Source organism: Pseudomonas sp. GW821-FHT04D07, from assembly GCF_059420225.1.
In genome coordinates this window covers 146,928-173,314 of sequence record NZ_JBWKTH010000009.1, presented here as the reverse complement: position 1 = coordinate 173,314, position 26,387 = coordinate 146,928, and the positions used below count along the sequence as shown (strand labels likewise).

Below are 26,387 nucleotides of genomic sequence, written 5' to 3'. Positions count from 1 at the left end.
AGCAATCATTACATGGCTGTATTGCGTCTTGCTGTCGCTGCCCTGCTGCTTACCGGCCTGTCCGTGGCCCAGGCCCATACCCACGGAGCCGAAACGGCCGAAGGTCCGAAGCGTTTCACCCCGGTCTCGCCCGACACCCCGTACCTCGAAGTCCTGCACCAATGCGTCAGCCAGAAAGACACCGACCAGGGCCAGTTGCTCTCGGGCCTGGGCGGCACACGCTACCCCATGGTCAGCCTGAAGGACGCCGATCAGGTCGAGGCGTTTTATAGCCAGGGCATCGCCCTGCAATACGGCTTCAACTTCTCCGAAGCGATCCGTGCTTTCTACCAGGCCAGCCGGTTCGACGAGGGCTCGGCCATGCCCTATTGGGGCATCGCCCTGTCGGCCAACTCCAATATCAACAGCGACGCCACCCCTGGTTGCGACCAGCTTGCCTATCGCTCGGCGCAGATCGCCCTGGAACACGCCAATGCCCGCTTCAAGGACCCGGCCGCCAAGGCCGCTTTCAGCGAACGACAATTGCAGCGTGAAGTCGATTACGCCAAGGCGTTCCTGAGCGCCTACACCCTCAAGGACGGCAAGGTCAGCCTCGACGACAAAGGTAAACAGCACTACGCCGACGCCATGAAAGAACTGTCGCAGACCTATTTCGACGACCTCGATGCCGCCACCCTCTACGCCGACGCGCTGCTCAATCTCACCCCCTGGAAGTGGTGGGATGGCGAAGCCGCGGTCTCCGATCAGGTCCACCCGACGCCAGCAGCCTATGAAGCGCTGCAAGTGCTCAACCGCGTGCTGGTGCAGGACAAGCTGCACACCGGCGCCAATCACTTCTATATTCATGCCATCGAGGAGTCGCCGTTCCCCGACAGCGGGCTGCCCATGGCCAATCGCTTCCGCGACCAGAACCCGGCCATCGGCCATCTGGTGCACATGGCCTCGCACATCTACCAGCGTACCGGCAATAACGCCCTGGCCAGCATCGCCAACTACACGGCGGTCTCGGTGGATCGCGCCTACGCCCATCAGGTCGACCCGCAGAGCCCCTACCCGCTGCACTACCTGGGCCACAACATTCACTTCCTGATCTGGACCCTGTCCATCGAGGGTCGCCAGAACGAAGCCATGAACATGGCCGAGGAACTGGTGGAAAACACCACGCAGTATTCGGCCCTGGCGTTTCTCTGCCAGCAGTACCCCGGCGAGATCCGCACCAAGTCCGACTATTTCTATGCCGTGCCCTATTACTTCGCCGTGCGCTTTCAGGACTGGGCCGCGCTGGAGCGTATCGAACCGAAGATCGAGCAGGGCTTGAAGGCCATCAACGACACCTGCACCCAGGCCGACAAGGATTGGCAGCCACTGACCGCGCCGTACACCCGGGTCATGGCCGCCTATGCCAAGGCCTATCGACAACTGGCCCGGGACGGGCTGGACAACGCGGCGAGCAACGATGCGCTCAAGGGCTATTGGCAGGCGGTGACGGACACCTTGAAAGCCACACCGGATCTGAACTACGGCAACAATAAGGCGACGGAATTGTTCCGCATCGCCAATCTGATCCTGCTGAACAAGGCCCAGGACAGCAGCCATGGCAAGCTTGATCTGGCGTCATTGCGGGAAACCGCCGCGAAGGTATTCGGCAAGGATCCGTCACAGGCCTTGGCCACCGATCTCAAGTCACTCCAGGGCGATAACCAGGAGCAGATCATCGCCGCCTGGCGCAAGGCGGTCGCCATCCAGGATGCCCTGAACTATAACGAGCCACCGGACTGGTATTACACCCTGCGCGAATCCCTGGGCTACGCATTGTTGGCCCAGGGCAAGGCGGCCGAAGCGGAAAGGGTTTTCCGTGAAGACCTGGCGGGCAATCGCCTCAGCGGTCGTTCGCTCAACGGGCTGAAGCTCAGCTTGCAACTGCAGCCGGACAAGAAGGTCCCGGCGCTGCTCGACGAACAGCTGCACAGCGCCTGGCGCAACGCGACCATCAGCGCCGCGCCGTCAGGCTTCACCACACAATAATTGCTCACACCGTTCTGTAATTGGAGCAGGGCTTGCCCGCGAAGCTTTTGGCGCCATCAAGGGCCTCTTCGCTGGCAAGCCAGGCTCCTGCAAGGGACCGGGCTCTACGATAGTTTGCGGTGAAACACGGACCTATGTAGGAGCTGGCTTGCCGGCGATGACGGCAGTGAATCCACTATCGCCATCGCTGCCAAGCCCGGAACCCGGCTTAGCCCGGCATGCACTGGAAGTCGCCGGTCTCGGCGACTTGCTTGCCATGGGAATCCATCAGCCGCGCGTTGATTTCCTGACCCAGGCTCGACTCCACCAACTGGTAGTGCTCGCCGGCCTTGAACTGGTTGTAGCTGACTTCGCCCGAGCAGTCCTGCTGGTTGCCATCGCCCCAGGGCGTCTCCACCAACATCACGTCCAGTTTGTGCGCACCGGGTGGCACTTCGAAGAAACGCCCGTCATTGATTTTCCGGCCATCGACCTTCTCGGCAAGCATGTCGCTCGGCGCCTCATCTTGCAGACCGATCCAGGCCTCGCTCGGATCCGCCTTCGGCATCGGGCCGGCACATGCGGAGAGCAGAAAAGCCAGGCCCAGGGTTGGAATCAGCATCAAGGGTTTGAATGTCATGGTGTTCTACCTTAAAGATGAAAAAGTCTGTCAGCGGTTAAATGCAGGAAAACTTCCTGGACTGGGCCACCGTCACGCCGTGGTCGTTCACCAGCTCGGCGCCCACATCGACGCCGGATCCCGACTCCACCAGGTGATAGCGCTTGCCAGCCTTGAACTGGTCGTATTCCACCTGGCCGGTGCACTCGGGCTGCTCGGTATTACCGTTGGCGCCCTGGACCAGGAGCACTTTCAGATCGTGCTTGCCCGGCGCCACTTCAAAGTAGCGGCCGTCGTCGACGCGCTTGCCATCCACACGCTCTGCCAGCAGGTCATCGCTCGACGCCTGTCCCAGGCCGATCCAGGCTTCGCTCGGATCAGCCTTGGGCACCGGCGCCGCACAGGCGGACAGCAGGCAAACCAGTCCAAGGGTCGAAATCAGCATCAGCGGCTTAAGTGTCATTGAATGAATTCCTCTCATATTCAAGTGCTATATCGCTGGACGGAAAACCCGTCTAATCGAGGCCAAGAGTGGTGAAATAGAGGCGTTTGTACAAATGAACACACATGAAGGGATTTTCAGTACTTATCTAAAAGATCCTTCATGTTGGTGAAAGCCAAACGTTAAGTTCCAGACGCAAGACTGCCGGTGTTTGCAATTCCACTCCCCGGAGGTTCAGGCATGCTCGGGCTGGTAAAGACCGCACTGCTCAAGCCCTACACGTTTATCGTGTTGGCGATATTCATCTGTATCATCGGGCCGCTGGCGGCCCTGCGTACCCCCACCGACGTGTTTCCCGACATCGGTATCCCGGTGGTCGCGGTGGTCTGGCAATACACCGGCCTGTCCCCCGAGGACATGGCTGGCCGGGTGATCTACACCTACGAACGCTCCCTGAGCTCCACGGTCAACGACATCGAACATATCGAGTCGCAATCGCTGCCGGGCATGGGCATCGTCAAGATCTTCTTTCAGCCGGGTGTGGACATCCGCACCGCCAACGCCCAGGTGACCGCGGTCTCGCAGACCGTACTCAAACAGATGCCGCCGGGGATCACCCCGCCGCTGATCCTCAACTACAGCGCCTCGACGGTGCCGATCCTGCAGATGGCGTTTTCCAGCCCGACGCTGTCGGAAGCGAAGATCCGCGACCTGGTGCAGAACAACATCCGCCTGCCGCTGACCGCCGTTCCAGGCCTGGCGATTCCAACCCCGATGGGCGGCAAACAACGCCAGATCACCCTCGACCTCGATCCCCAGGCGCTGGCCGCCAAGGGCCTCTCGGCGCAGGATGTGGGCAATGCCCTGGCCGCGCAGAACCAGATCATTCCGGTGGGTACCGCCAAACTCGGCCCCTACGAATACACCGTGCTGTTGAACAACAGCCCGAAAATCATCGAAGAACTCAACGACCTGCCGATCAAGACCGTCGACGGCGCCCTGATCACCATCGGCCAGGTGGCCCACGTGCGTGACGGCTCGCCGCCGCAAACCAACATCGTGCGGGTCGACGGCCGACGCGCGGTGCTGATGCCAGCGATGAAGAACGGCAACATCTCCACCCTGTCGATCGTCGACGGCATCCGCAACATGCTGCCGCTGATCAACGAAACCCTGCCGCCGGAGCTCAAGACCTCGCTGCTCGGCGACGCCTCGGTGTTCGTCAAGCAGTCGGTGGGCAGCGTCGCCCGCGAAGGCATCATCGCCGCGCTGCTCACCAGTGCGATGATCCTGCTGTTCCTCGGCAGCTGGCGTTCGACCCTGATCATCGCCGCCTCGATTCCGCTGGCAGTCCTCTCGGCCATCGCCCTGCTGGCCGCCACCGGCCAGACCCTCAACGTCATGACCCTGGGTGGTCTGGCGCTGGCGGTGGGGATCCTGGTGGACGATGCGACGGTGACCATCGAGAACATCAACTGGCACCTGGAACAGGGCAAGGCGGTCAACGACGCGATCCTCGACGGCGCGAAACAGATCGTCGGCCCGGCCTTTGTCTCGCTGCTGTGTATCTGCATCGTGTTCGTGCCGATGTTCATGCTCCAGGGCATCGCCGGCTTCCTGTTCCGGCCGATGGCGCTGGCGGTGATCTTCGCCATGGCCAGCTCCTTTATCCTCTCGCGGACCCTGGTACCGACCCTGGCGATGTTCCTGCTCAAGCCCCATGTGGTCGAGGGCGGTAGCGGTCATCATCCCGAGGATGAATTCATCAACCATCACGAAGGCGAACAGCACCGCAAGCCACGCAATCGCCTGCTGCAAGGCGTGCTGAATTTCCAGCAGGGTTTCGAGCGCGGCTTTTCCACGGTGCGCGACGTCTACCACGGCCTGCTGCAACTCGCGCTGGGTTGCCGCAAGCGTTTCCTGCTGGGTTTCCTGGCCTGCGTGCTGGCGTCCTTCAGCCTGCTGCCGAGCCTGGGCGAAGACTTCTTCCCCGCCACCGACGCCGGTGCCCTGGCCCTGCACGTACGCCTGCCACTGGGTACGCGAATCGAAGAAAGCGCCGCCACCTTCGACCGTATCGAAGCGCGGATCCGCGAGGTGATTCCCGCCGAGGAACTGGACAACATCGTCGACAACATCGGTATTCCATTGAGCGGTATCGACATGGCCTATAGCAGCAGCGGCACCATCGGCCCGCAGGACGGCGATATCCAGGTCACCCTCAAGGCCGATCACCAGCCCACCGCCGACTATGTGAAAAAGCTGCGCACGGCCTTGTCGGAAAGCTTCCCCGGCAGCCAGTTCGCGTTCCTCCCGGCAGACATCAGCAGCCAGATCCTCAACTTCGGCGCACCGGCCCCGCTGGACGTGAAAATCTCCGGACGCAGCGCCGAGGAAAACCGCGTCTTCGCCCTGGAACTGCAACGACGCCTGCAACATGTACCGGGGATCGCCGACCTGCGGATCCAGCAATCGGTCGGCTACCCGTCGCTGGAGGTGAAGGTTGACCGCATGCGCGCCAAAGGCCTGGGCATTACCGAGCGTGACGTCACCAACAGCATGGTCGCCTCGTTGGCGGGCAGCTCCCAGGTGGCACCGACCTTCTGGCTCAACCCGGCCAACGGCGTGTCCTATGGCGTGGTCGCGGCTACCCCGCAATACCGCCTGGACAGCCTGCCGTCACTGGAAGCGCTGCCGGTCACCGGCAGCAACGGCCAGTCGCAGATCCTTGGTGGCCTGGCGACCATCAATCGGGTGCAGAGCCCGGCGGTGGTCACCCACTACAACATCCAGCCGACCCTGGACATCTACGCCAGCGTGCAAGGCCGCGACCTCGGCGCGGTGGCCCATGACATCCAGAAGATCCTCGACGAGGCCTCGTCCTTGCGGCCCAAGGGCGCGATTGTCAGCCTGCACGGCCAGATCGACGCCCTGCATGAAGCCTTTGGCGGCCTGAGCTTCGGCCTGCTCGGCGCGGTGGTGCTGATCTACCTGCTGATCGTGGTCAACTTCCAGTCCTGGGTCGATCCGTTCGTGATCATCACCGCCCTGCCCGCGGCCCTGGCCGGAATCGTCTGGATGCTGTTCCTGAGCGGCACCTCGCTGTCGGTGCCGGCCCTGACCGGGGCCATCCTGTGCATGGGCGTGGCCACCGCCAACTCGATCCTGGTGGTGAGCTTCTGCCGCGAGCGCCTGGCCGAACACGGCGATGCCCTGAAGGCCGCTCTGGAAGCCGGCTATACCCGTTTCCGCCCGGTCTGCATGACCGCCCTGGCGATGATCATCGGCATGTTGCCGCTGGCCCTTTCCGAAGAACAGAACGCCCCTCTCGGACGCGCCGTAATCGGCGGTCTGATCCTGGCGACCACTGCCACCCTGCTGTTCGTCCCCGTGGTGTTCAGCCTGGTGCATGGCCGCCAACCTATTCGCGCCGTAGCTGGAGAACACACCCATGACTGATCGCAAACCCTCGAGCAAACGCCTGCTCTACATGGGCATCGGCGGGCTGACCCTGGCCGCCTTGCTGGTCGCCAACGGGATTGCCGCGCGAACCCGCCATGAAAAAGCCGTGACCGCCTGGACCGAAACCGCCGCCGTGCCCATGGTCAGTGTCTTCAAGCCGGCACAGAACGCCGCCGGCGATACCCTGCGCCTGCCGGCCCACCTGGAAGCCTGGAGCAAGGCACCGATCCATGCACGGGTCAGCGGCTACCTGAAAGACTGGAAAACCGACATCGGCAGCCAGGTCCAGGCCGGCCAGATACTCGCCGAAATCGACAGCCCGGACCTCGACCAACAGGTCGCCCAGGCCCACGCCCACCTGGTGCAGGAACAGGCCAATGCGCGCCTGGCCGAGACCACCGCCAGCCGTTGGCAGAACCTGGTGGCGACCCATTCGGTGTCGCGCCAGGAAGCCGATGAAAAAAGCTCCAACGCCGCCGCGGCCAAGGCCAATGTCGAAGCCGCCGCCGCCGACTACGCGCGGCTGTCGGCCCTGGAAGCCTACAAGATCATTCGCGCGCCCTTCGCCGGCACCATCACCGCCCGCAACACCGATATCGGCCAGTTGATCAAGGCCGACAACGACAGCGATCCGGAGCTCTTCGACATTGCCGACACCCATCAGCTGCGGCTCTACGTGCCCATCCCGCAGAACTACGCCAGCGTGATCCGTCCCGGTCTCGAGGTGAAACTGACGGTACCGGAACATCCGGGCCAACAGTTCAACGCCAAACTGCTGGGCAACTCCACCGCGATCGACTCACGCTCCGGCACCCTGCTGGCGCAGTTCGTCGCCGAGAACCCGGACAACGTCCTGCTGCCGGGCGACTACGCCGAGGCGACCCTGCCGATCCCGGCAGACACCCATGGCGTCAGCATTCCGGCCAGCGCCCTGATCTTCCGGGCCCAGGGCACCCAGGTGGCCGTGTTGGACACCCAGTCCCATGTGCATCTGCGCGACATCCACATCGGCCTGGACCTGGGCGAGCGCCTGGTCATCGACCAGGGCCTGAAACCCGCCGACACCGTGATCGACAACCCGCCGGACGCCCTGCGCGAAGGCGACCCGGTCAAACTCGCCGAAGCCGGAGGCCAACATGTCCCCAAGGCTTAAGCGCAGCGCCTGGCTCTTGATCGCGACCTTGCAGGGCTGCTCCCTGGCACCGACCTACCAGCCGCCGCAACTCGACTTGCCGCAGCACTATCGCGAGCAGACCAGCGACGGTCCGTGGCACCTGGCACAACCGGGCGACCACTTGTCACAACAATGGTGGTCGCTGTTCCACGACGCGCCTCTCAACGACCTGCAACAGCGCCTGCTCAAGGCCAACCCGGACCTGGCCGCCGCCCTGGCGCACTATGACGGCGCCCAGGCCTACGCGAGCCAGCTGCACGCTGGGCTGTTCCCGCAGATCAGTGCCAGTGCGCAACCCCTGCGTCAGCGCCAATCGGACAATCGCCCGTTGCGCGGCAGCACCCAGCCGGCGGTGTACAACAGCAATACCGCGGGCTTTGCGCTGAACTTCGACCTCGACCTGTGGGGGCGGATTCGCAACCAGGTGGCCGCTGGCGACGCTCAGGCCCAGGCCTCCGGCGACGACCTGGCGGTGGCGCGCCTGAGCCTGCAACAGCAGTTGGCGACCTTGTATGTCCAGCTCAATGGCCTCGATGCCCAGAGCCGGATTCTCACCAGTTCCCTGGAGGACTACACCCAGGCGCTGCAACTGACCCGTGATCGCTACCAGGGCCAGATTGCCTCGGAACTTGACCTGACCCGCGCCCAGAGCCAACTGGCCGAGGCGCAGGCGCAGCTGGACGAAGTGCACGGCCAACGCAACCTGGCCGAACACGCGATTGCCGAATTGGTGGGCGAACCGGCCAGCGACTTCCAGTTGCCGCCGACCCAGGCGATCCTGACGATTCCCAAGGTGCCCGGCGCCCTGCCCAGCGGCCTGCTGCAACGTCGCCCAGATATCGCCGCGGCGGAACGCCGGGTGTTTGCCGCCAATGCCGGAATCGGCGTAGCCAAGGCCGCCTGGTACCCGGACTTCAGCCTGACCGGCCTGCTCGGCGGCCAGACCCAGGGCAGCGGCAGCCTGCTGTCGACGGGCAATCGTTATTGGGCACTTGGGCCGCTGGTCAACCTACCGATTTTCGACGGCGGTCGCCTCGATGCCCAGGAGCATCAGGCCAAGGCCGAGTTCGACGAGGCCTCGGCCCATTACCGCGGCCAGGTCCTGCGCGCGGTGCGCGAAGTCGAGGACAACCTGGCGCAACTGCGCGACTTGCAGCGCGAGGCCGAGGATGAGCAGGCAGCGGTGAATGCCGCGCAGAACACCCAGACCCTGGCGATGAACAGCTACCAGGCCGGGGCGGTGAACTACCTGGACGTGGTGACGGCGCAAACGGCGGCATTGCAGACGCAGCGGCAGTTGCAGGCGCTGCAGACCCGCCAGTTGCAGGCCAGTATCGGCCTGATGACCGCCTTGGGTGGCGGTTGGAGCGCCGAGGGCTGAAGGCCCCGTTCCCAGGCTGAACACGCGCCCTTGTAGGATCCGGCTTGCTGGCTCCTACAGGTTTCGCGGTGCACGTGAGACTCCGTTCCCGAGTGCGCAACTTTTGCCCCATCCCTGGCGTTAAAAACGCCTCCTCCCAACCCACAATACCCGCCACACAAGGCGTCCAACCCAGCAGGCAACTTCCTGCCCGCCCATGTGCAATACCTTGCGCAGTTTTCCAGAAAAAACACTCTAAAATCCTAGAACACTTCGAGAAACATCAAATAACTTACTGTTTTTAAACAATAAATAAAAACAGGCACAACTCTTGATCTGTAGACCTGCGAACCCATCGAGTTTCCCTTGATGGCAAACAGCACCTCTTTGGACAAGGAATTCATTCATGCCAACACCAGCCTACCTGACCCTGCAAGGCACCAAGCAAGGCCTGATCACCGCGGGTACCTTTACCCAGGACTCGGTCGGAAACATCTACCAGGAGGGTCATGAAGACCAGATCCTGGTCCAGGGTTTCGCCCACGACGTCACCATTCCCCGCGACCCGCAGTCCGGGCAACCGACCGGCCAGCGTGTGCACCAACCGCTGATGATCAGCAAGGTCTTCGACAAGTCCTCGCCGCTGATTTTCAGCGCCCTGACCAGCGGGGAAAAACTGACCAAATGCCGTCTGGAGTGGTACCGCACCTCCTCCTCCGGCACCCAGGAGCACTATTTCACTATCGAACTGGAAGACGCCATCGTCGTCGACGTGAAATCGCGCATGCCCAACTGCCAGGACCCGAACCAGGCGCATTTCACCCATCTGGAAGACGTGTTCTTCAGCTACCGCAAGATCACCTGGACCCACGAAGTGGCGGGCACCTCCGCCTTCGATGACTGGCGCTCCCCGGTGATCTGATTGCCCTTTGGCGCCGTTCGGCCTGGCCGACGGCGCCTTCCACCGTTCCCTCAAACCTTTTGGCACGCCGCGGCTTCGGCCTTGGCGAAGGGTTCGTACGGCCCTGATTTCACGCCAAAGCGTTTTCCAAGGAGGAATCCATGCCAGCGCCGGCCAATCAACCTCGCTTCAGCCTGATGATCGAGGACTTCGAACACTCGCTGCAGGTCGCCGCCTTCAGCGGCCGTGAAGCCCTTAACCAGTCCTTCAGCTTCGATCTGGAGCTGGTGGGCGAGCGGGATCTCGATCTGCAAAGCCTACTGCACAAGCAAGCCTTTCTCAGACTCTGCCCCTCGGGCGCGGGTATCCACGGGCAGCTCTATCGTGTCGCCCAGGGTGCACGTGGCCGGCGCCTGACGCATTACCAGGTCTGCCTGCGCCCACGCCTTGCCGACCTCGAACATCGCATCAACCAACGCATCTTCCAGCACCTCAGTACTCCGCAAATCATCGCGCAGGTGCTGCACGACCATGGCCTGTTCAGCAATCACTACCGCTTCCATCTCAGTGGCCACTACCCGGCGCGGGAATACTGCGTGCAATACCGGGAGTCCGACCTGCACTTCATCCAGCGCCTGTGCGAGGAAGAAGGGCTGCATTTTCACTTCCAGCATGACCCCGGCAGCCACACCCTGGTGTTCGGCGACGACCAGGCGTTTTTCCCCACACAAGCGCCTCGGCGTTATCAAACGGACGGTGGCCTGGCAGCCCCGACCACGGTTATCAAGCACTTCAACGTGCGCCTGGAAACCCGCAGCAGCGGCGTCGCACGGCGGGATTACGACTTCGCGAATCCCGGTCGCCCGCTTGAACAGATCAGGCGCGGCGAACAGCTGCCAGATCTGGAGGACTACGCATTCCCAACGCGCGGTATCGACCCGCAGCACGGCAAACAACGGGCGCAACGAGCCCTGGAGAGACACCGCTGCACATTCCGTCAGGCCCAGGGCCAAAGCGATATTCCGACCCTGTCGAGCGGCCATCTGCTGACACTCACCGAGCACCCGCACACCGCCTGGAATGCCCTCTGGCTGTTGACCGAAATCAACCACGAAGGCCGGCAACCGCAAGTCCTGGAAGAGCTCGCCGACATTGCCGACAAGGCGGACGGCTTCCGGCAGGGCTATCGAAACAGCTTCCGTGCCCTGCCCGCCGACGCACCTTTTCGCCCCACGCCGGGCCATCTGAAACCACGCATCGATGGCAGCCAGACCGCCGTGGTCACGGGCCCGCCGGGCGAGGAAATCCATTGCGATGCCCATGGCCGGATCAAGGTGCAGTTTCACTGGGATCGGGCCGCGACCCAGAGCGATTCCAGCAGTGGCTGGCTGAGGGTCGCCTCGGCCTGGGCCGGAAACGGCCATGGCGCAGTGAGTATCCCCCGTGTCGGCATGGAAGTGCTGGTGAGCTTTCTCGAGGGCGACCCGGATCAGCCGCTGATTACCGGTTGCTTGCACCACGCCCGCAATCGACCGCCCCACGAACTGCCGGCGCACAAGACCCGGAGCGTCTTTAAAACCCTCAGTTCACCCGGTGGCGGCGGCTTCAACGAGCTGCGTATCGAGGACCGCAAGGGCCAGGAGCAGATCTACCTGCATGCCCAGCGTGACTGGCAACAGATGGTCGAACACGACCAGTTCATCCAGGTCGGTCATGAGCGTCACGACAGCGTGACCGCCAACAGCTACCGCGAACTCAAGGCCGATGAGCATCGCACCACCCTGGCCGATCGCAAGACCGATATACGCGCCGACGATCACCTGAATATCGGCCAGAGCCGGCATGTACGGCTCGGCAACAGCTATCTCCTCCAGGCCGCTGAGGAGATCCACCTCAAAAGTGGTGCCCGGGTGGTGATCGAAGCCGGCAGCGAACTGACCCTCAAGGTCGGTGGCAGCTTTATCAGGATCGATGGCGGCGGTATTACCCTGAGCCCGGAACCGAACACAGACGCTGGGGCGACGCCGGGTGTCGGCACCCGGGTTGCCGCCCTGCTGCCCGGTCTGTTCCAGGCCGTTGAGCGCCCTCTCCCCACGGCGCCTTTGTCCATGGCGCAACTGACCACCCTGCTACGTGGCGCGGCGTTCTGCGAAGAGTGCGAAAAGTGCAAGGCAGGTGTCTGTGAGCGCTGACCTCCTGACACCCGAGCGCTGGCTGGCCCAGGTCCCGCTTGCCCCTCACGAGCGCCTCTACCTGGTACTCAGCGACGCCAGCGAGGCCAAGCCGCTGGCCGCCTTGCGCAGGATCGGCAGCCCGCTGGCGCCCCTGCCGATCTGGAGGGACACACCTTATGCCGATTGGTTTGAGGTGATGCCTCATCTCCTCGAACTCACGGCACAAAGCCCGTTTCTGTCGTGGATTGCCGACACCGGCTACCAGGATTGGGGCTGGCTTGCGGTGTCGTCGAACACCCCGGAACAGCTCATGGCGCACCTGCGCGGGCTGACCCAGGTGAAGCTGCCGACGGGCAACCCGGTGTTCTTTCGTTTCTGGGACGGCCGCCAATGGCTACCGACCCTCGACTTTCTCCGCGCCGAGGCTGGTGAACTGCTGCCGGGCCTGAGTCGCTACCTCATCAATGGCCAGGCGCGAACGCTCGCCACCGCGATCAGGCGCGAAGCCAGGACCTTTCCCTGGTGGGAGGTTCCGCCGTTGCTGCTGGAACACCTGTCCGGGGCGAGCCCCGAAACCCTGATCGACAACAGCCTGCAGTGGCTGAGCGAAGACCACCCGGCGCTGTATGACGCCGTGCCCATCCCCCATCTGCGACACAAGATCGCCCGTTTCCTGGAGCGTTCGGCGCCCGGCCCGAGCCGGCAGGGTGCCCTGCTCACCTACCTCACCCGGGAACTGACGGTCGGGGAGTTTCTGGCCAGGGAGGCCAACCGATGAATCGCATCGACTACATCGAAACACAACTCGACGGCTTCAAGGACAGCCTGACGCTCTATCACCAGCAGACCCGCAGCTGGTATGCCCAAGCGCTGGACCAGGTCAGCCATGCGGCGGACCTGCCTTCACTGCTGGGCATGGACCGGGTCATCCGCTTCGGCGACAGCCGCAAGGTCGTCGGTCTCCAGGACCGCGACTTCCTGTCCAACGTTGCACAGTGCCCCGCCAGCGGCGTGCTGAGCATCGAGAGTCTGTTCGAGTCGGTCCATGAGATTCCAGTGGGCGACCTGCTGGTCGACGTCATCCCCGTCGACGGTGGTCCTTCGACCTCGATCCTACTCGACGCTCAGGGCAAGGGTAGCTTCCAGGGCCAGCCAGGTCAGTTCTATCGGGTGCGGGTACAGGGCGGCGTCACCCCCGAGCAGGTCGACGCCCTGTTCGCCGCCTACGCGGACCTGACCCGGGACCTGGAAACCTGGTTGCGGCGCGAATGGAGTGGCTTCAAACCGCAATGGTCATCACAGACCACCTCGACGGCACTACTGGCCGTCGGTGAAGGTCTGGCCAGCGGCAGTTGGGAAGCGATCAAGGGTGTCTGGGAAGGGATCGAGCTGCTGTTCGACATCCTCAAGGATCCCCTCGCCTATGTCGACCGTCTGGGCAGCAGTGCCCAGGCGTTGGCCGACCTCGCGCGACGGGCCCCGGCCGTGATGGAAAAGGCCCTGTTGCTGGCCAGCGACGAAGCCGCGCTCTTTCTGCTGTTACGCAGCGCCGCGATCTGGCTCGCGGCGCTGCCGCCGAGCCAGCTGGCCGGGGACACCGCGCATGTCGTGGCGAGCCCCCTGGTCTCCGTGCTGATCGACTTGCTTCTGGGGTTGGTGCTTACCGTCGCGGCGGCGGGCGCTGGCGTTGCCTATCTGGCGCTGCGCCTGAAGAAGTACGGCAGCCAAATGGTGGAAGCCGGCACCCGGTTCATCCAGGGCCTCTTCAGCCTGCTCGATAACTTCATGGGTTATGTCGGTCGTTACAAGGCCGTGGCGGCTCGAGGTGTGGCGGGCACGCAGAAACAGGGCGTCCTGCAAATGCGCTGGGACGGGCGCAAGAACGCCACGCTGCGCCAGACCGAACACCTCGACGACGTTCCTCGGCAAGCCAGCAATCCCAATGGCCAGAGCGCCGAACGCGCGGACAAGACCCAGACCCACGGTTGCCCGGTGTCGATGGTCACCGGCGAAGAACTGCTGACCCTGGTCGATGGCGAGCTGGACGGGCCGCTGTCGTTTTCCTGGAGCCGGCTGTATCGCACCAGTGCCGTTGAAACCCGCCAGGGCCTCGGTCCGGGCTGGAGCCATGGGTTGGCCCACAGCCTGAGGTTCGACGACGACGAGGTTATCTGGACCGACCAGGAAAACCGCTCCATACGCTTCCCTCGCCCCAGTACCCAACGGCCGGCCATCCACAACAGCCTGAGCGAAGCGGCGATCTACCTGGGCGATGCGCCCGATGAACTGATCCTGACCCAGGCCGGCGACACGCCCTGGTTCTATCACTTCAGGTACGACCGCCACGGCGCCCGGCTGTTCTCCCTCAGTGACCGATATGGCAATCGGCTGAGCATCAGCCATGACGCCGAAGGCCGTATCCAGCGCCTGGACAACGGCCTCGGACGCGCCCTGCTGTTGCGTTACGACCGTAGCCGTATCGTCGCGATCGAGTACCAGCAGGAACAGGCCGCCACTTATCTCGCCGAGGGCTGGCAGACGTTGCGCACGCTGGTGCGCTATCGCTACGACGACCAGGGTCGCCTGATCGAAGCCGCCAATGCCGTCGACGAGTGCGAGCGCTATGCCTATGACGAACATCACGTCATTCGCGAACGTCAGTTGGCCGGCGGAGCCGCGTTCTACTGGGAGTGGCAAGGCGTGGGCAAGCTGGCCCGCTGCGTACGCCACTGGGCCAGTTTTGCGCAGATGGACAGCCGCTACACCTGGGACGACGACGGCAGTGTTACCGCCCATCACATCGATGGTAGCGAAGAAATCTTTGCCCACGATGAGCGGGCGCGGCTGATCCGCAAGGTCGATGCCGATGGCGCCGAGCAACACAAGGCCTATGACGCCCAAGGTCGTCTGATTGCCGAAAAGGACGCCCTGGGCGCTGTCACCGAATATCGCTACAGCGACGCCGGCCGGCTGCTGGCCGTTATTCCGCCCGAAGACGAGCCGACCTTCTACGAGTATCACAACGGTCACCTGTGCAACGTGCAACGTGGCCCGGCGCGCTGGAAATATGCGCGCAATCCCCAGGGCGATATCACCCGCTCCACCGACCCTTCTGGCCACGTCACCGAGTATGAATACGGCCGCCGGGGCCTGCTGAGCGAGATCCGTCATCCGGATGGCAGCCGACACACCCTCACCTGGGACCGACTCGGCCATCTGCTGGAGGAACGACTGCCCGACGGCAGCCTGCTGAAATACGGCTACGACGAGCAAGGCCGACAAACCAGCCGCCAGGCAGCGGACGGCGCCATCACCCACTACACGTGGGACGCCATTGGCCGCCTGACCCAGGTTGAAATGCCCGGCGGGGCCAGGCGCCGCTTCAGCTACAACGCCTACGGCAAGATCACTGCCGAGACCGATGAGCTGGGACGGGTGACCCGTTATGAATACGCGGACGACTTGCACCAGGTCAGTCGTCGCCTCAACCCCGACGGCAGCCAACTGCGCTATCGCTATGACAATGCCCGGCTGCTGCTCAGCGAAATCGAAAACGAGCGTGGCGAGCATTACCGTCTCGACTATTACGCCAATGGCCTGATCCGCGAGGAAACCGGCTTCGACGGGCGGCGCACCGGCTACACCTACGACCTTAACGGCCACCTGCTGGAGAAAAAAGAGTTCGGCGACGACGGCAGTGAGCTCGTCACCGCCTACCAGCGCGACAGCGCCGGACGCCTGCTGCTCAAGAACCTCGCCGATGGTAGCAAGGTCCACTATCACTACGATGGACTGGGCCGTCTGGTCAGTGTCGATGACGGACACTGGCCGCTGACCTACGGCTACGACAACCAGGACCACCTGACCAGCGAGCACCAGGGCTGGGCAACCCAGCGCTATCGCTACGATGCCGTAGGCCAGTTGATTCACTGCCGTTTGCCGGACGGCAACCTGATCGATTATCGCTACCTGCCGGGTGGTCGATTGATCGGCGTCGACCTCAATGGCCGACACCTGACCCGCCACCGCTTCGAAGCCGGACGCGAGCGCCTGCGCCAACAGGGCCAACTGCTCAGCCATTACCGTTACGACGAACAAGGGCGGCTGCTGAAACACAGCCTCAGCCAGGACAATAGCGGGCGTTACCAGCGTTTCTACGCCTATGAAGCCAACGGCAATCTGGCGAGTATCGACGACAGCCGCCACGGCCTGCGCCGTTACCAGTACGACCCGCTGGATCGACTGAGCGAAGTCCGTGGCGATCCTTGCGAACGTTTCGTTCACGACCCCGCCGGCAACCTGCTGGGCGACAGTCCGCGCATGGCGCGCACCCGTGGTAATCGCCTGCTGTTCCGCGGTCATAGCCATTTCGACTACGACGCCTTTGGCAACCTGATCCGTGAACGCAACGGAACCGAGCCACAGCTCGTTACCGAATACCGTTATGACTGTCAGCACCGACTGACCGGCGTCAGCCTGCCGGATGGCGGCACGGTCAGCTACCGCTACGACGCCTTTGGCCGGCGGATTGCCAAGACCTGCGCGGGCCGGACCACCGAATACCTCTGGCAAGGTGATCGGCTGATTGCCGAAAGCGGCCCGGCGCATTACCGCAGCTACCTGTACGAACCGGACAGCTTTCGGCCCCTGGCCCTGCTCAATGGCGAGGGGCCGGAGCAGGTCGAGGCGTTCCATTACCAACTCGACCACCTGGGTACACCCCAGGAGCTGACGGACGAAGCCGGCAATATCCGCTGGGCGGCGCGCTACCACGCCTATGGCCGGATAGCCCACCTCGATCGAGCGGATATCGACAACCCGCTGCGTTTCCAGGGCCAGTATTTCGATACAGAAACCGGCTTACACTACAACCGGCATCGCTACTACAATCCCGAAACCGGCCGCTACCTCACCCCCGACCCGATCAAACTGGCCGGCGGGCTGAACAGCTACCAGTACGCGCCCAACCCTACGGGGTGGGTGGATCCGTTGGGGTTGAGTTGTGACTGTCCTGGTGAGGGGAACCAAAAGTCCACAAATAATTTAACAAAAACCACAGTAAACATAGGTGAGCCTGGAGTTCCCGAAACATCGACAACTCCTCCCGCTAGGGGCTATGTAAAGGAGGTCTTTGCCAACAAGGCAATTAAACCTCAAGATGTGACAACCGAGTGGGAACACTTCCTAGGAGAACCACCATATACAAATATCAACCCTCGAACAGGAGTCCTAGATCAGGATCGGCTAGTCTCATCCGATGGCCTACGCAGTATTCGATACGGGTCCCATGAAATGAATAGCAAACCAAGCAAGCATCATTACCATGAGGAAACCTGGACCCTCGAAAAATCAAAAAACGTGATGAATGTCGACAACACTGCGATTAGAATTCAATTTCAGGCTCCTAAAAAATGAAAATAAAAGTAATAAAAATTCTGCCCCACGACGGAGCACTAAAAAAGATTTCATTTTCTACGTCAGCCGGCTGCGGCATAGCTTTGTGGGCTGATGAGTTGCTTAAGGAAAACGATGAATATGACGTAGAGTTCGACATAGGTGACGACCTCATATGGGGCACCAGCATAAACCCGACTATTGAAAAAAAAGACAAATTTGAAATTTTCGGTGACACCACCAAAATCACCGCGAACATAATATCAAACGAAGAAAACAGCCTTGCTCTAGAAATACAGCAGTCCATAATACTAATAGAAGCCAACTCCTCACCGCTTCCACTACCACAGAGAGTTGAACTATCGGCAAAACACATCACTCTTTACCCAATTGCATTCTAGGCATGCTGCTGGCAAGCAGCCCGCCAGCACCATTTCCACGCAGGGCTGAATTATCAGTAAAAACACCTCACCTTTTACTCAATTGAACACCAAACACATTGAACATCATAAAAATCATAATACTTATCAACAATAAAAAGCAGATAGCAACTTTAGTATGCGACACCAAAACAACATCCATGAAACTCATCATAAATAGCACCCCAGAAGAAACCTACATCGCCGACGATTTCTATGAATGCCTCGGAAAAATCAGAAAAGAACATCAAAATATAACTTTTCTCTGCAAGGGCTCAAAAATAAATGTTCGCCCATCGAGCATGTCATCACAAATGCCCCTTGGAATAAAAGCGTATGAATTGACACTAGGAAAACCGTCTTCACCAAAAGATTTAGTAGACATTTTTGACTACGAGGAAAACGACCTCACCAACAGCCGAGAAGAACAGGAAGCCTTCTATATGAAATGGCGCGAGACACCAAAATCTTGAAATTTAAAATCGATGATATTTTATTTTTCGGTCACAAAAACAAGAAAATATAACTGCAACTAATTTGGCACCAGAAAAGACTCCTCAGCAAAAATCCCGATGACTGCTCACCGGGACCACACATCAACTACAAACCAAAATCTCAACACGCACAAGCAACCCCTAACTCCCGTTGCAGCACCTGCTCACCTGCCAGGCCGAAGCCCTCATCCAGCCATCCCATCACCCCGCCCATCATCTCCTTCACCGGATACTCGAGCGCAGCCAGTTTCACCGCCGCACGGTGGGCGCCGTTGCAATGCGGGCCCGCGCAATAGACCACAAACAAGGTATCGCGCGGGTATTGCGCCAGGTACTCGGCGGTCATCAACCGATGGGGCATATTGATCGCCCCGGGCACATGCCCCTGTGCAAAGGCCGACTCACCCCGCACATCCACCAGCACGAAATCCAGCGCGCCATCCTGCTGGCTGGCATGCACGTCGGAACAATCAGTTTCCAAGGTCAGGCGGAGACTGAAATGCTTCAAGGCAATCGCCGAATGGGCGGCAGGGATACGACGAACCAGGCTTACCATGGTGTGGGTGCTCCAATCAGTGGGGGTGAAAGGACTTTATCCAGTTCATCATTATCGCTACAGTGGCGCACAAGACACTTACTGGTAAGTTTCCGCCATATGAATTCCTTTCCCGGTCTGGTCGCGATCCTGGCATACGATGGCCTCTGCACTTTCGAATTCGGCATCGCCGTGGAGATCTTCGGCTTGCCGCGCCCTGAGTTCGACTTTCCCTGGTATGAGCACCGTATCGTCGGTGTCGATCCCGGACCGATGCGGGCCATGGGCGGTATCCAGGTGCTGACCGACGGAGGGTTGGAACAACTTGAAGACGCACGAACCCTCATCGTTCCCGGCTGGCGCAGCCGTACCGAGCCACCTCCTGCGCAACTCATCGAGGCCTTGCAACAGGCTCATGCCCGAGGTGCGCGGATCGTTTCCATTTGTTCGGGGGTGTTCGTACTGGCTGCAGCCGGCCTGTTGAATGGCCGACAGGCGACCACCCATTGGCGTTACACAGAAGAACTCGCCGAGCGCTTCCCTGCTATCGAGGTGAATCCCGATGTGTTGTATGTCGACGCTGGGCAAATCATCACCTCAGCTGGCAGCGCGGCCGGTATCGATGCCTGCCTGCATCTGGTCGCTCGTGACTTCGGCACCCAGGTAGCCAATACCGTGGCCCGGCGACTGGTCATGTCGCCTCAGCGCACCGGTGGCCAGGCGCAATTCATTCCGGCGCCGGTCGGTCGTACGCCACGCAATGATCTGTCACGGGTCATGCAATGGGCCCGGGAACGCCTGCATGAACCGCTGGAGGTCCGCCAACTCGCCAGCCAAGCCGCCATGAGCGAGCGTACCTTCCTGCGACGCTTCAGCGAGGCAACCGGCATCACCCCCAAAGCCTGGTTGCAACACGAACGACTGGCCAGAGCCCGAGAATTACTGGAAAGTGGCAATGAAAGCAGCGACCGTATCGCCGAACAATGCGGTTATCGCTCCGTCGAAAGCTTTCGGGTTGCGTTTCGCAGCCTGGTCGGTTTGCCACCTTCGGTTTATCGCGAACGCTTCGGGCAAGCACACAGACATTGAAGACCAGTGAGGCACCTCCCCCATGGATACCCAGAACTTGATGTACGCAGGCCCCTTGATCTCCCTCGCCCTGCTCTGGGCCGTCGCGGTGGTCACGCCAGGCCCCAATTTTTTCACCACCGCCCAGCTCGCCGCCGGTAACTCGCGCAAGCATGGCGTGGTCTGCGCACTGGGTGTCGCCACCGGGACTATTCTCTGGGGCCTGGCCGGCGGGTTGGGGATCAAGTCGCTGTTTACCGCCGCACCATCGCTGTACCTGGCACTGAAGATCGCCGGTGGCGCTTACCTGATCTACCTCGGCATCAAGCTGTTCGTGCGCAAACAACCCACCAATCCCGGCCAGCAACCCACACTCCACGAACCCAAACGCAGCCTGCTCTCGGCCTATAGCCGAGGCCTGCTGGGCAATATGACCAACCCCAAGTCCGCACTGTTCGTCGCGACCATCTTCGCCACCACCATGCCCAGTTCCCCACCCGCCCCGCTGCTGGCCATGGCCGTCGCGATCATGAGCGGTCTGTCCTTCTGCTGGTACACCAGCGTGGCCCTGGTGTTTGCCAGTACACGGATGTCAGCCTTCTACAGCCGCTGCCGCAAAGGCCTGGATCGCTTTGCCGGGACTTGCTACCTGCTGTTCGGCGCTCATCTGATGGCGAATCGCTGAGTCAAGGACGCAGGATTTCACCGTCCACCGCGTCGCCGATTTTCAAGAAGTGCCCGCCGGCCACGTGGTGCAAGGTACGCAACTCATCGTGCCCCGCAAAATGCCAGCGCCCTTCGCTAAATACCCGCGAATCAGCCTGGGCTGAAATAACTTCGGCCAGGAACAGATCGTACTGCTCATGATTATGCGGCTCCGGCAGCAAGCGGCACTCCAACCAGGCAACACAGCCCTCCAGCATTGGCGCATCGATCTTCTCGCCCTTGAAGGTTTCCAGGCCATAGGCATCGAACTTGTCACGGCTATGACTCTGGGTCAGCTCAAGGCCGGAGGTTGTGCCGACGGTTTGCACGACATCGGCCTGGGCCACACAAGGCACGTTGACCACGAAGGTCCCCGAGGCTTCCAGCAAACGCCGTGTCCAGGTGGACTTGTCGATCACCACTGCAATCTTCGGCGGGTCGAAATCCAGAGGCATGGCCCAGGCCGCCGCCATGATATTGCGCTGGCCATCGTGAGCAGCGCTGACCAGCACCGTAGGACCGTGATTGAGCAGGCGATAGGCTTTGGACAAGGGCACGGCAAGACGATGGACGGCGGACATAAGCAATGTTTCCTGACAAAAATACAAAAGGAACATCCTAGGGGAGCACACCAGGGAAACACAGCCCCCCTCGGCCAAAGAAACTGCATCGTTTCGTGTCTGCCGCTGCCTGAACAATTCAACCGCAAGAGTCGGAGTGTTCGCGCTCGGCGGCCTTTCTAGACTGCACGCCTTACCGGATACGCCTGGAGGCAGTCTCATGCACACCCGAATACAATCACTGGATTGGCCGGCGATCCGTCGCGACCTGGACCAGCAAGGCAATGCCCTGTTGCCCAATCTGCTAAACCCCGAAGAATGCCTGGAACTCGCCGCCCTGTACCCGCGCAAAGAGTCTTTCCGCTCCCGGGTCGTCATGGCCCGCCACGGTTTCGGTCAGGGTGAATACCAATACTTCGCCTACCCGCTCCCGGCGCTGGTTCAACAGTTGCGCACCACGCTCTACCCACCTCTGGCAACGATTGCCAATGACTGGAACGAGCGCATGCATATAGCCGGATCGTTTCCCGAGACACACCAGGCCCTGCTCCAGCGTTGTCATGACGCCGGCCAGCAACGCCCCACGCCCTTGCTGCTGCAGTACGCAGCCGGCGACTACAACTGCCTGCACCAGGACCTGTACGGCGAACAGGTGTTTCCATTGCAAGTCGCCATCTTGCTGTCCCAACCGGGAGAAGACTTCAGCGGTGGCGAGTTCGTCCTCACCGAGCAACGTCCGCGCATGCAGAGCCGTCCCCAGGTGGTCCCGCTGAAACAGGGCGATGCGGTGATCTTTGCCGTATCCCAACGCCCGGTGCACGGCACGCGAGGGTTCTATCGCGTGAATATGCGCCACGGCGTCAGCCGGGTGAACTCAGGCCAACGGCATACCCTGGGCATCATCTTTCATGACGCCACCTGACATCTCATCCACTAGCAGTAGAATTCAACCGCAAGACTCGGAGTTTTCCCGTCTCGCCACCCGCATAAGCTGAGCGAGAACTGAATCTTCCGACAGGAGAACACCATGAAAACTTCGCTCCAGGGACAACCCGTGGAAAATGATCCGCGCTGGCAAGCGGTACTGGCGCGAGACGCCAGCGCCGATGGGAGCTTCGTCTACGGCGTCAGGACCACAGGTGTGTATTGCCGCCCGAGCAGTGGCGCGCGTCGGCCCAATCCGGAAAATGTCGAATTCTTCGAGACCTCCGAGCAAGCTGAGGCCGCCGGTTACCGGCCAAGCCGGCGGGCCGCCGCCGACCAGACCTCGATCAATGAGCAACACGTGGCCCTGGTGACTCGGGCCTGTCAGCTTATCGATGCGTCTGAAACCTCGCCCTCGCTCAATCCCCTGGCCGAACAACTGGGGCTGAGCCCCTTCCACTTCCATCGGGTCTTCAAGGCCGTCACCGGTCTGACGCCCAAGGCCTACGCGACGGCCCACCGCGCCGGCAAACTACGGGCGCAGCTGGCACGCGGCGGCTCGGTCACCGAGGCCTTGTACGAAGCCGGGTTCAACGCCAGTAGCCGCTTCTACGAAGCGTCCGATGGCGTTCTGGGCATGAAACCCAGCGACTATCGCGCCGGCGGCACCAACACCGATATTCGCTTCGCCATCGGCCAGTGCTCGCTGGGGGCGATCCTGGTGGCCCAGAGTGATCGAGGTGTCTGCGCGATCCTGCTCGGTGATGATCCGGATGTGCTGGCCAAGGACCTGCAGGACAAATTCCCACAGGCCCATTTCATCGGCGGCGACACCGATTTCGAGCAACTGATCGCCAAGGTAGTGGGCTTTATCGAAGCCCCGGCCATTGGCCTGGATCTGCCGCTGGACCTGCGCGGCACGGCCTTTCAGGAACGGGTCTGGCAGGCATTGCGCAACATCCCGGTGGGCAGTACCGCGAGTTATGCCGATATCGCGCAGATGATCGGTGCGCCGAAATCCTTCCGCGCCGTGGCTCAGGCCTGTGGCGCCAACTGCCTGGCCGTGGCGATTCCCTGTCATCGGGTGGTGCGCAGCGACGGTAACCTCTCAGGGTATCGCTGGGGCGTCGAGCGCAAACGGCAGTTGCTTGATCGGGAGGCACACTAGTTCGCAACCATACAGGGTGTGCGGCGCCCCCTCAGGTAACACGGTGTGTTGAACCGCCTGGGACCCAACGCGGCCTCGGAAATCAATCGCATGGTGGTCTGGCTGTGCCTGCCAGCATGGCTGTTCAAGGCCACGGCGACCTGGGAACAGATCCGGCACCCGGGCTTTGTCCTGGCCTTTACCCTCAGCACCTTGGCGATGTTTGTCCTGACCTTGTTGCTGCGTTGGCGCAAGGCCGGGCATTTCGCCGACGCAAGCATCGATGCCCTCAGCGCGTCCTACGCCAATACCGGCTATATCGGGATTCCGTTATGCGTGATGGTGCTCGGTCAGAATGGCCTGGAACCGGCGCTCTCGGTGGTGTCGAGCACCATCTTGTTTTCCACGCTGGGATCACTGGTGACGCTGTCGATCTGTCTGTACGTGATCGGCAACTGAGGTCCTAATCCCCGGACGCCACATCCTGCGCCAATAGCCACTTGCGCGTGTCACTGAGCAGCTCATCGGCCAACAGTGGGTCATCACAGACCCGCGCCAGCACCATGGCACCGACCATCGCAGCCCAACTGCCAGTGGCGGCGCGGCGCTTTTCCTCGGCCGTGGCACCGGGCATATGCTGGCCCAAGCGCTCGATCTGACGACGAATGCTCCCGGTCATCTGCGCCCGTGCCTCGGGGGCCTGGCGGCTGGTTTCCGATGCCAACCCGGCCATCGGACAGCCGCCGGCACAGTCCTTCAGGTGCGCGGCACTCAGATACTGCGTGACATAAGCAGTCAGGTCGGCGCCCGCCGGCACCGCCGTCGAAAACACATGGGCCAGGGACTGAGCCACGAGATCGTCCTTCGAGGCGAAATACCCGTAGAAGCCGCCATGGGTCAGCCCGGCCGCCTTCATCACCTCCGACACCGTGACCGCCTCATAACCCTTGGCCCGAAACAGCCGACCGGCGGCTTCAAGGATATTGCGCCGGTTCTCTGCCACCTGCTCGCGACTGACCTTCATTGGAAACCTCCGCTAATAGGCTTGACAGTATACATGACAGCCATCATATTTGTTAAACATGACAATTGTCATGAATAAATCAACCCGCTGAGGATTACCGTCATGACAGTCAAACCCACCGTTCTGATCACCGGCGCTTCCACCGGTATCGGTGCCGTTTATGCCGACCGCTTCGCCAAGCGCGGTCATGCTCTGGTGCTGGTGGCCCGGGATAAAGCGCGCATGGACAGCCTGGCCGAACGGCTGCGGCGGGAAACCGGGGTTTCGGTGGATGTGCTCCAGGCCGACCTGACCAACGCCGCTGATCTGGCCCGTATCGAGGCGCGGGTTCGCGACGATGCGACTATCGGCATTCTGATCAATAACGCAGGGATGGCCGGAGCCGGGACTTTCCTGGAACAGACACCGGATGCGGTGAGCCAGGTCATCAACCTCAACATCACCGCCCTCGCCCGCCTGACCAGTGCCATCACGCCACGCCTGGTCCAGGCCGGCACGGGCTCGATCATCAACATCGCCTCGGTGGTGGGCCTGGCGCCGGAACTGCAGATGGCGGTCTATGGGGCGACCAAGTCCTTTGTGCTGTTCTTCAGCCAAGGGCTGAATATCGAACTCGGCGCCAAGGGTTTGTATGTGCAGGCCGTCCTCCCGGCCGCCACCCGCACCGAAATCTGGGAGCGCTCGGGCAAACGGATCGAGGATCTGTCGGCGGTCATGGAAGTCGATGACCTGGTGGATGCGGCGCTGGTGGGCTTTGATCGTCGTGAAACCGTGACCATTCCACCGCTGCCCGATGAAGGTCAGTGGCAAGCCTTGGAAGCCGCTCGCCTGGCAATGCTGCCGAACTACCTGCAGGTGCTGCCGGCGGCGCGTTATCGCAATGGCGTCTGAGGTCAATGTCTCTGCGCAATAGAGAGCGTTTTGACCCTGACCCGGCCACTGCGGCCAACACGCTCATTGCAGGAGCCAGCTTGCTGGCGATGAGGCCCGCAAGCCTTGCACCGCTCTTGCTGACGTCATCGCCAGCAAGCTGGCTCCTACAGTGCGGCGTCAAACCTGAACCTGGTGAACTGCGGCTCCTGCAACATCAGCGCACCAGCACCCGCTTGAAACCCAGCGTCCAGCCCTGCTGCATCCCCGCCGCGGCCAGCAGGATGGCAATCACCCCGAGCCACTGCACCAACACCAACTGATGACCGAAGGCGAACCAGTCGACGAAGATCGCCGCAATCGGGTAGATAAAGGACAACGCCCCGGTCATCGCCGTTGGCAGTTTCTGGATCGCACCGTACAACAGCACATACATCACGCCGGTATGGACCAGCCCCAAGGTCAGCAGGCTACCCCAGGCACTCACCTGTTGCGGGAACGCCGAAATATGCGCCCAGGGCGCCAGTAACAACACCCCGGTGCAGACCTGGACCAGGGCAATCAGGTGCGGTGGCGTGCCCGTCAGGCGTTTGATGATCAGAGCGGCAATGGCGTACAACAACGCCGCCCCCAACGCCAGGCCGATGCCCAGCAGATACTCGCCACCGTGCTCTCCCGGCTGCCCGTGGGCACTGACAATCGCCAGCATCCCGACAAAGGCCAGGCCCAACCAGAACAGTTTCTGCGCAGTGATCTTCTCGCCGAGAAACAGCGCCGCCAGGCCCACCAGCATAAACGGCTGGACGTTGTAGACCGCCGTGCCGATGGCAATCGAAGCCCGGGAATAGGAGGCGAACAGCAGTACCCAGTTACCGACGATCGCCATGCCACTGAGCACCGCCAGCAGGAAGGTGGTGCGGGTCAGGATGCCCGGGCGCAGAAAGCCCATGACGGCGCAGATCAGCAGCAAGGTCAGGGCCCCGAACAGGCAGCGCCAGAACACCACGTCCAGCACCGGCTGGCCGGACACCAGCACGAACCAGCCGATGGTCCCCGAGATCAACATGGCCGCGACCATTTCCAGCGAGCCGCTATGCAGTGATGTATTCAT

General features: G+C 61.6%; 21 protein-coding genes and 1 pseudogene. 16 read left to right on the top strand and 6 right to left on the bottom strand.

The features are described 5' to 3' along the window. Positions 1 to 12: 12 nt before the first annotated feature. On the top strand, positions 13 to 2,025 hold the full coding sequence (locus tag AC07T0_RS14130) for a hypothetical protein (protein ID WP_495001760.1): 2,013 nt from the start codon (positions 13 to 15) through the stop codon (positions 2,023 to 2,025). 208 nt (positions 2,026 to 2,233) lie between these two features. Here AC07T0_RS14130 and AC07T0_RS14125 read toward each other — a convergent pair whose 3' ends face one another. Continuing rightward, positions 2,234 to 2,644 carry a PA0061/PA0062 family lipoprotein gene (locus AC07T0_RS14125; RefSeq protein WP_495001759.1) on the bottom strand — a complete coding sequence of 137 codons (411 nt, stop codon included), beginning with the start codon at positions 2,642 to 2,644 and terminating at the stop codon, positions 2,234 to 2,236. Positions 2,645 to 2,681: 37 nt separating this feature from the next. After that, entirely contained in the window at positions 2,682 to 3,086 is a 405-nt protein-coding gene (locus tag AC07T0_RS14120; RefSeq protein WP_495001758.1) for a PA0061/PA0062 family lipoprotein, read from the bottom strand. Between the two features lie 219 nt (positions 3,087 to 3,305). Here AC07T0_RS14120 and AC07T0_RS14115 point away from each other — a divergent pair, with 219 nt between their 5' ends. The 9 genes from AC07T0_RS14115 (at position 3,306) to AC07T0_RS14075 (ending at position 18,422) form a co-directional block, all read left to right on the top strand. Further along, positions 3,306 to 6,524 (top strand): efflux RND transporter permease subunit, encoded by a 3,219-nt coding sequence (locus tag AC07T0_RS14115; RefSeq protein WP_495001757.1) that lies wholly within the window; start codon positions 3,306 to 3,308, stop codon positions 6,522 to 6,524. Next, the gene (locus AC07T0_RS14110; RefSeq protein WP_495001756.1) at positions 6,517 to 7,680 is read left to right on the top strand and encodes an efflux RND transporter periplasmic adaptor subunit; all 1,164 of its coding nucleotides are present in this window, start codon (positions 6,517 to 6,519) and stop codon (positions 7,678 to 7,680) included. Before AC07T0_RS14115 ends, AC07T0_RS14110 begins: the two co-directional genes overlap by 8 nt. Further along, positions 7,664 to 9,082, top strand: a complete 1,419-nt coding sequence (locus tag AC07T0_RS14105; protein WP_495001755.1) for an efflux transporter outer membrane subunit — start codon at positions 7,664 to 7,666, stop codon at positions 9,080 to 9,082. The genes AC07T0_RS14110 and AC07T0_RS14105 overlap by 17 nt, the downstream gene beginning before the upstream one ends. A 385-nt stretch (positions 9,083 to 9,467) precedes the next feature. After that, positions 9,468 to 9,983 carry an Hcp family type VI secretion system effector gene (locus tag AC07T0_RS14100; RefSeq protein WP_495001754.1) on the top strand — a complete coding sequence of 172 codons (516 nt, stop codon included), beginning with the start codon at positions 9,468 to 9,470 and terminating at the stop codon, positions 9,981 to 9,983. Between the two features lie 140 nt (positions 9,984 to 10,123). Further along, positions 10,124 to 12,154, top strand: a complete 2,031-nt coding sequence (locus AC07T0_RS14095; RefSeq protein ID WP_495001753.1) for a type VI secretion system Vgr family protein — start codon at positions 10,124 to 10,126, stop codon at positions 12,152 to 12,154. After that, a complete protein-coding gene (locus AC07T0_RS14090) occupies positions 12,144 to 12,914 on the top strand; it encodes a DUF4123 domain-containing protein (protein ID WP_495001752.1) in 771 nt (256 codons plus the stop codon). Before AC07T0_RS14095 ends, AC07T0_RS14090 begins: the two co-directional genes overlap by 11 nt. Further along, positions 12,911 to 17,551, top strand: a complete 4,641-nt coding sequence (locus AC07T0_RS14085; protein ID WP_495001751.1) for an RHS repeat-associated core domain-containing protein — start codon at positions 12,911 to 12,913, stop codon at positions 17,549 to 17,551. Before AC07T0_RS14090 ends, AC07T0_RS14085 begins: the two co-directional genes overlap by 4 nt. Then, positions 17,548 to 17,931, top strand: coding sequence for a hypothetical protein (locus tag AC07T0_RS14080; protein ID WP_495001750.1), 384 nt, complete (start codon positions 17,548 to 17,550; stop codon positions 17,929 to 17,931). The genes AC07T0_RS14085 and AC07T0_RS14080 overlap by 4 nt, the downstream gene beginning before the upstream one ends. A gap of 179 nt (positions 17,932 to 18,110) precedes the next feature. Continuing rightward, on the top strand, positions 18,111 to 18,422 hold the full coding sequence (locus AC07T0_RS14075; protein WP_495001749.1) for a hypothetical protein: 312 nt from the start codon (positions 18,111 to 18,113) through the stop codon (positions 18,420 to 18,422). A gap of 142 nt (positions 18,423 to 18,564) precedes the next feature. On the opposite strand, the gene AC07T0_RS14070 is transcribed toward AC07T0_RS14075, so the two are convergent. Next, positions 18,565 to 18,999: a rhodanese-like domain-containing protein gene (locus AC07T0_RS14070; protein WP_495001748.1), complete on the bottom strand. Its 435-nt coding sequence runs from the start codon at positions 18,997 to 18,999 to the stop codon at positions 18,565 to 18,567. Positions 19,000 to 19,098: 99 nt separating this feature from the next. Here AC07T0_RS14070 and ftrA point away from each other — a divergent pair, with 99 nt between their 5' ends. Together ftrA and AC07T0_RS14060 are read left to right on the top strand one after the other, a co-directional pair. Then, on the top strand, positions 19,099 to 20,067 hold the full coding sequence (gene ftrA / locus AC07T0_RS14065; RefSeq protein WP_495001747.1) for a transcriptional regulator FtrA: 969 nt from the start codon (positions 19,099 to 19,101) through the stop codon (positions 20,065 to 20,067). Positions 20,068 to 20,089: 22 nt separating this feature from the next. Then, complete coding sequence (locus AC07T0_RS14060) at positions 20,090 to 20,731, top strand: LysE family translocator (protein ID WP_495001746.1); 642 nt, start codon at positions 20,090 to 20,092, stop codon at positions 20,729 to 20,731. Position 20,732: 1 nt separating this feature from the next. Here the strand turns inward: AC07T0_RS14060 and AC07T0_RS14055 are convergent, their stop codons facing one another. Continuing rightward, a complete protein-coding gene (locus tag AC07T0_RS14055) occupies positions 20,733 to 21,332 on the bottom strand; it encodes a flavin reductase family protein (RefSeq protein WP_495001745.1) in 600 nt (199 codons plus the stop codon). A gap of 199 nt (positions 21,333 to 21,531) precedes the next feature. Between AC07T0_RS14055 and AC07T0_RS14050 the strand changes: the two genes are divergently transcribed. The 3 genes and pseudogenes from AC07T0_RS14050 to AC07T0_RS14040 all read left to right on the top strand — a co-directional run. Next, entirely contained in the window at positions 21,532 to 22,233 is a 702-nt protein-coding gene (locus tag AC07T0_RS14050) for a 2OG-Fe(II) oxygenase (protein WP_495001744.1), read from the top strand. Positions 22,234 to 22,338: 105 nt separating this feature from the next. Then, positions 22,339 to 23,403 (top strand): bifunctional DNA-binding transcriptional regulator/O6-methylguanine-DNA methyltransferase Ada, encoded by a 1,065-nt coding sequence (gene ada / locus AC07T0_RS14045; RefSeq protein WP_495001743.1) that lies wholly within the window; start codon positions 22,339 to 22,341, stop codon positions 23,401 to 23,403. A 51-nt stretch (positions 23,404 to 23,454) separates the two neighbouring features. Next, positions 23,455 to 23,817 (top strand): annotated as a pseudogene (locus AC07T0_RS14040) (AEC family transporter); the annotation flags it as partial. A gap of 28 nt (positions 23,818 to 23,845) precedes the next feature. Here AC07T0_RS14040 and AC07T0_RS14035 read toward each other — a convergent pair. After that, on the bottom strand, positions 23,846 to 24,406 hold the full coding sequence (locus AC07T0_RS14035; protein WP_495001742.1) for a TetR/AcrR family transcriptional regulator: 561 nt from the start codon (positions 24,404 to 24,406) through the stop codon (positions 23,846 to 23,848). A 102-nt stretch (positions 24,407 to 24,508) separates the two neighbouring features. Between AC07T0_RS14035 and AC07T0_RS14030 the strand changes: the two genes are divergently transcribed. Next, positions 24,509 to 25,297, top strand: coding sequence for an SDR family NAD(P)-dependent oxidoreductase (locus AC07T0_RS14030; protein ID WP_495001741.1), 789 nt, complete (start codon positions 24,509 to 24,511; stop codon positions 25,295 to 25,297). 196 nt (positions 25,298 to 25,493) lie between these two features. On the opposite strand, the gene AC07T0_RS14025 is transcribed toward AC07T0_RS14030, so the two are convergent. Next, positions 25,494 to 26,387 carry a DMT family transporter gene (locus AC07T0_RS14025; protein ID WP_495001740.1) on the bottom strand — a complete coding sequence of 298 codons (894 nt, stop codon included), beginning with the start codon at positions 26,385 to 26,387 and terminating at the stop codon, positions 25,494 to 25,496.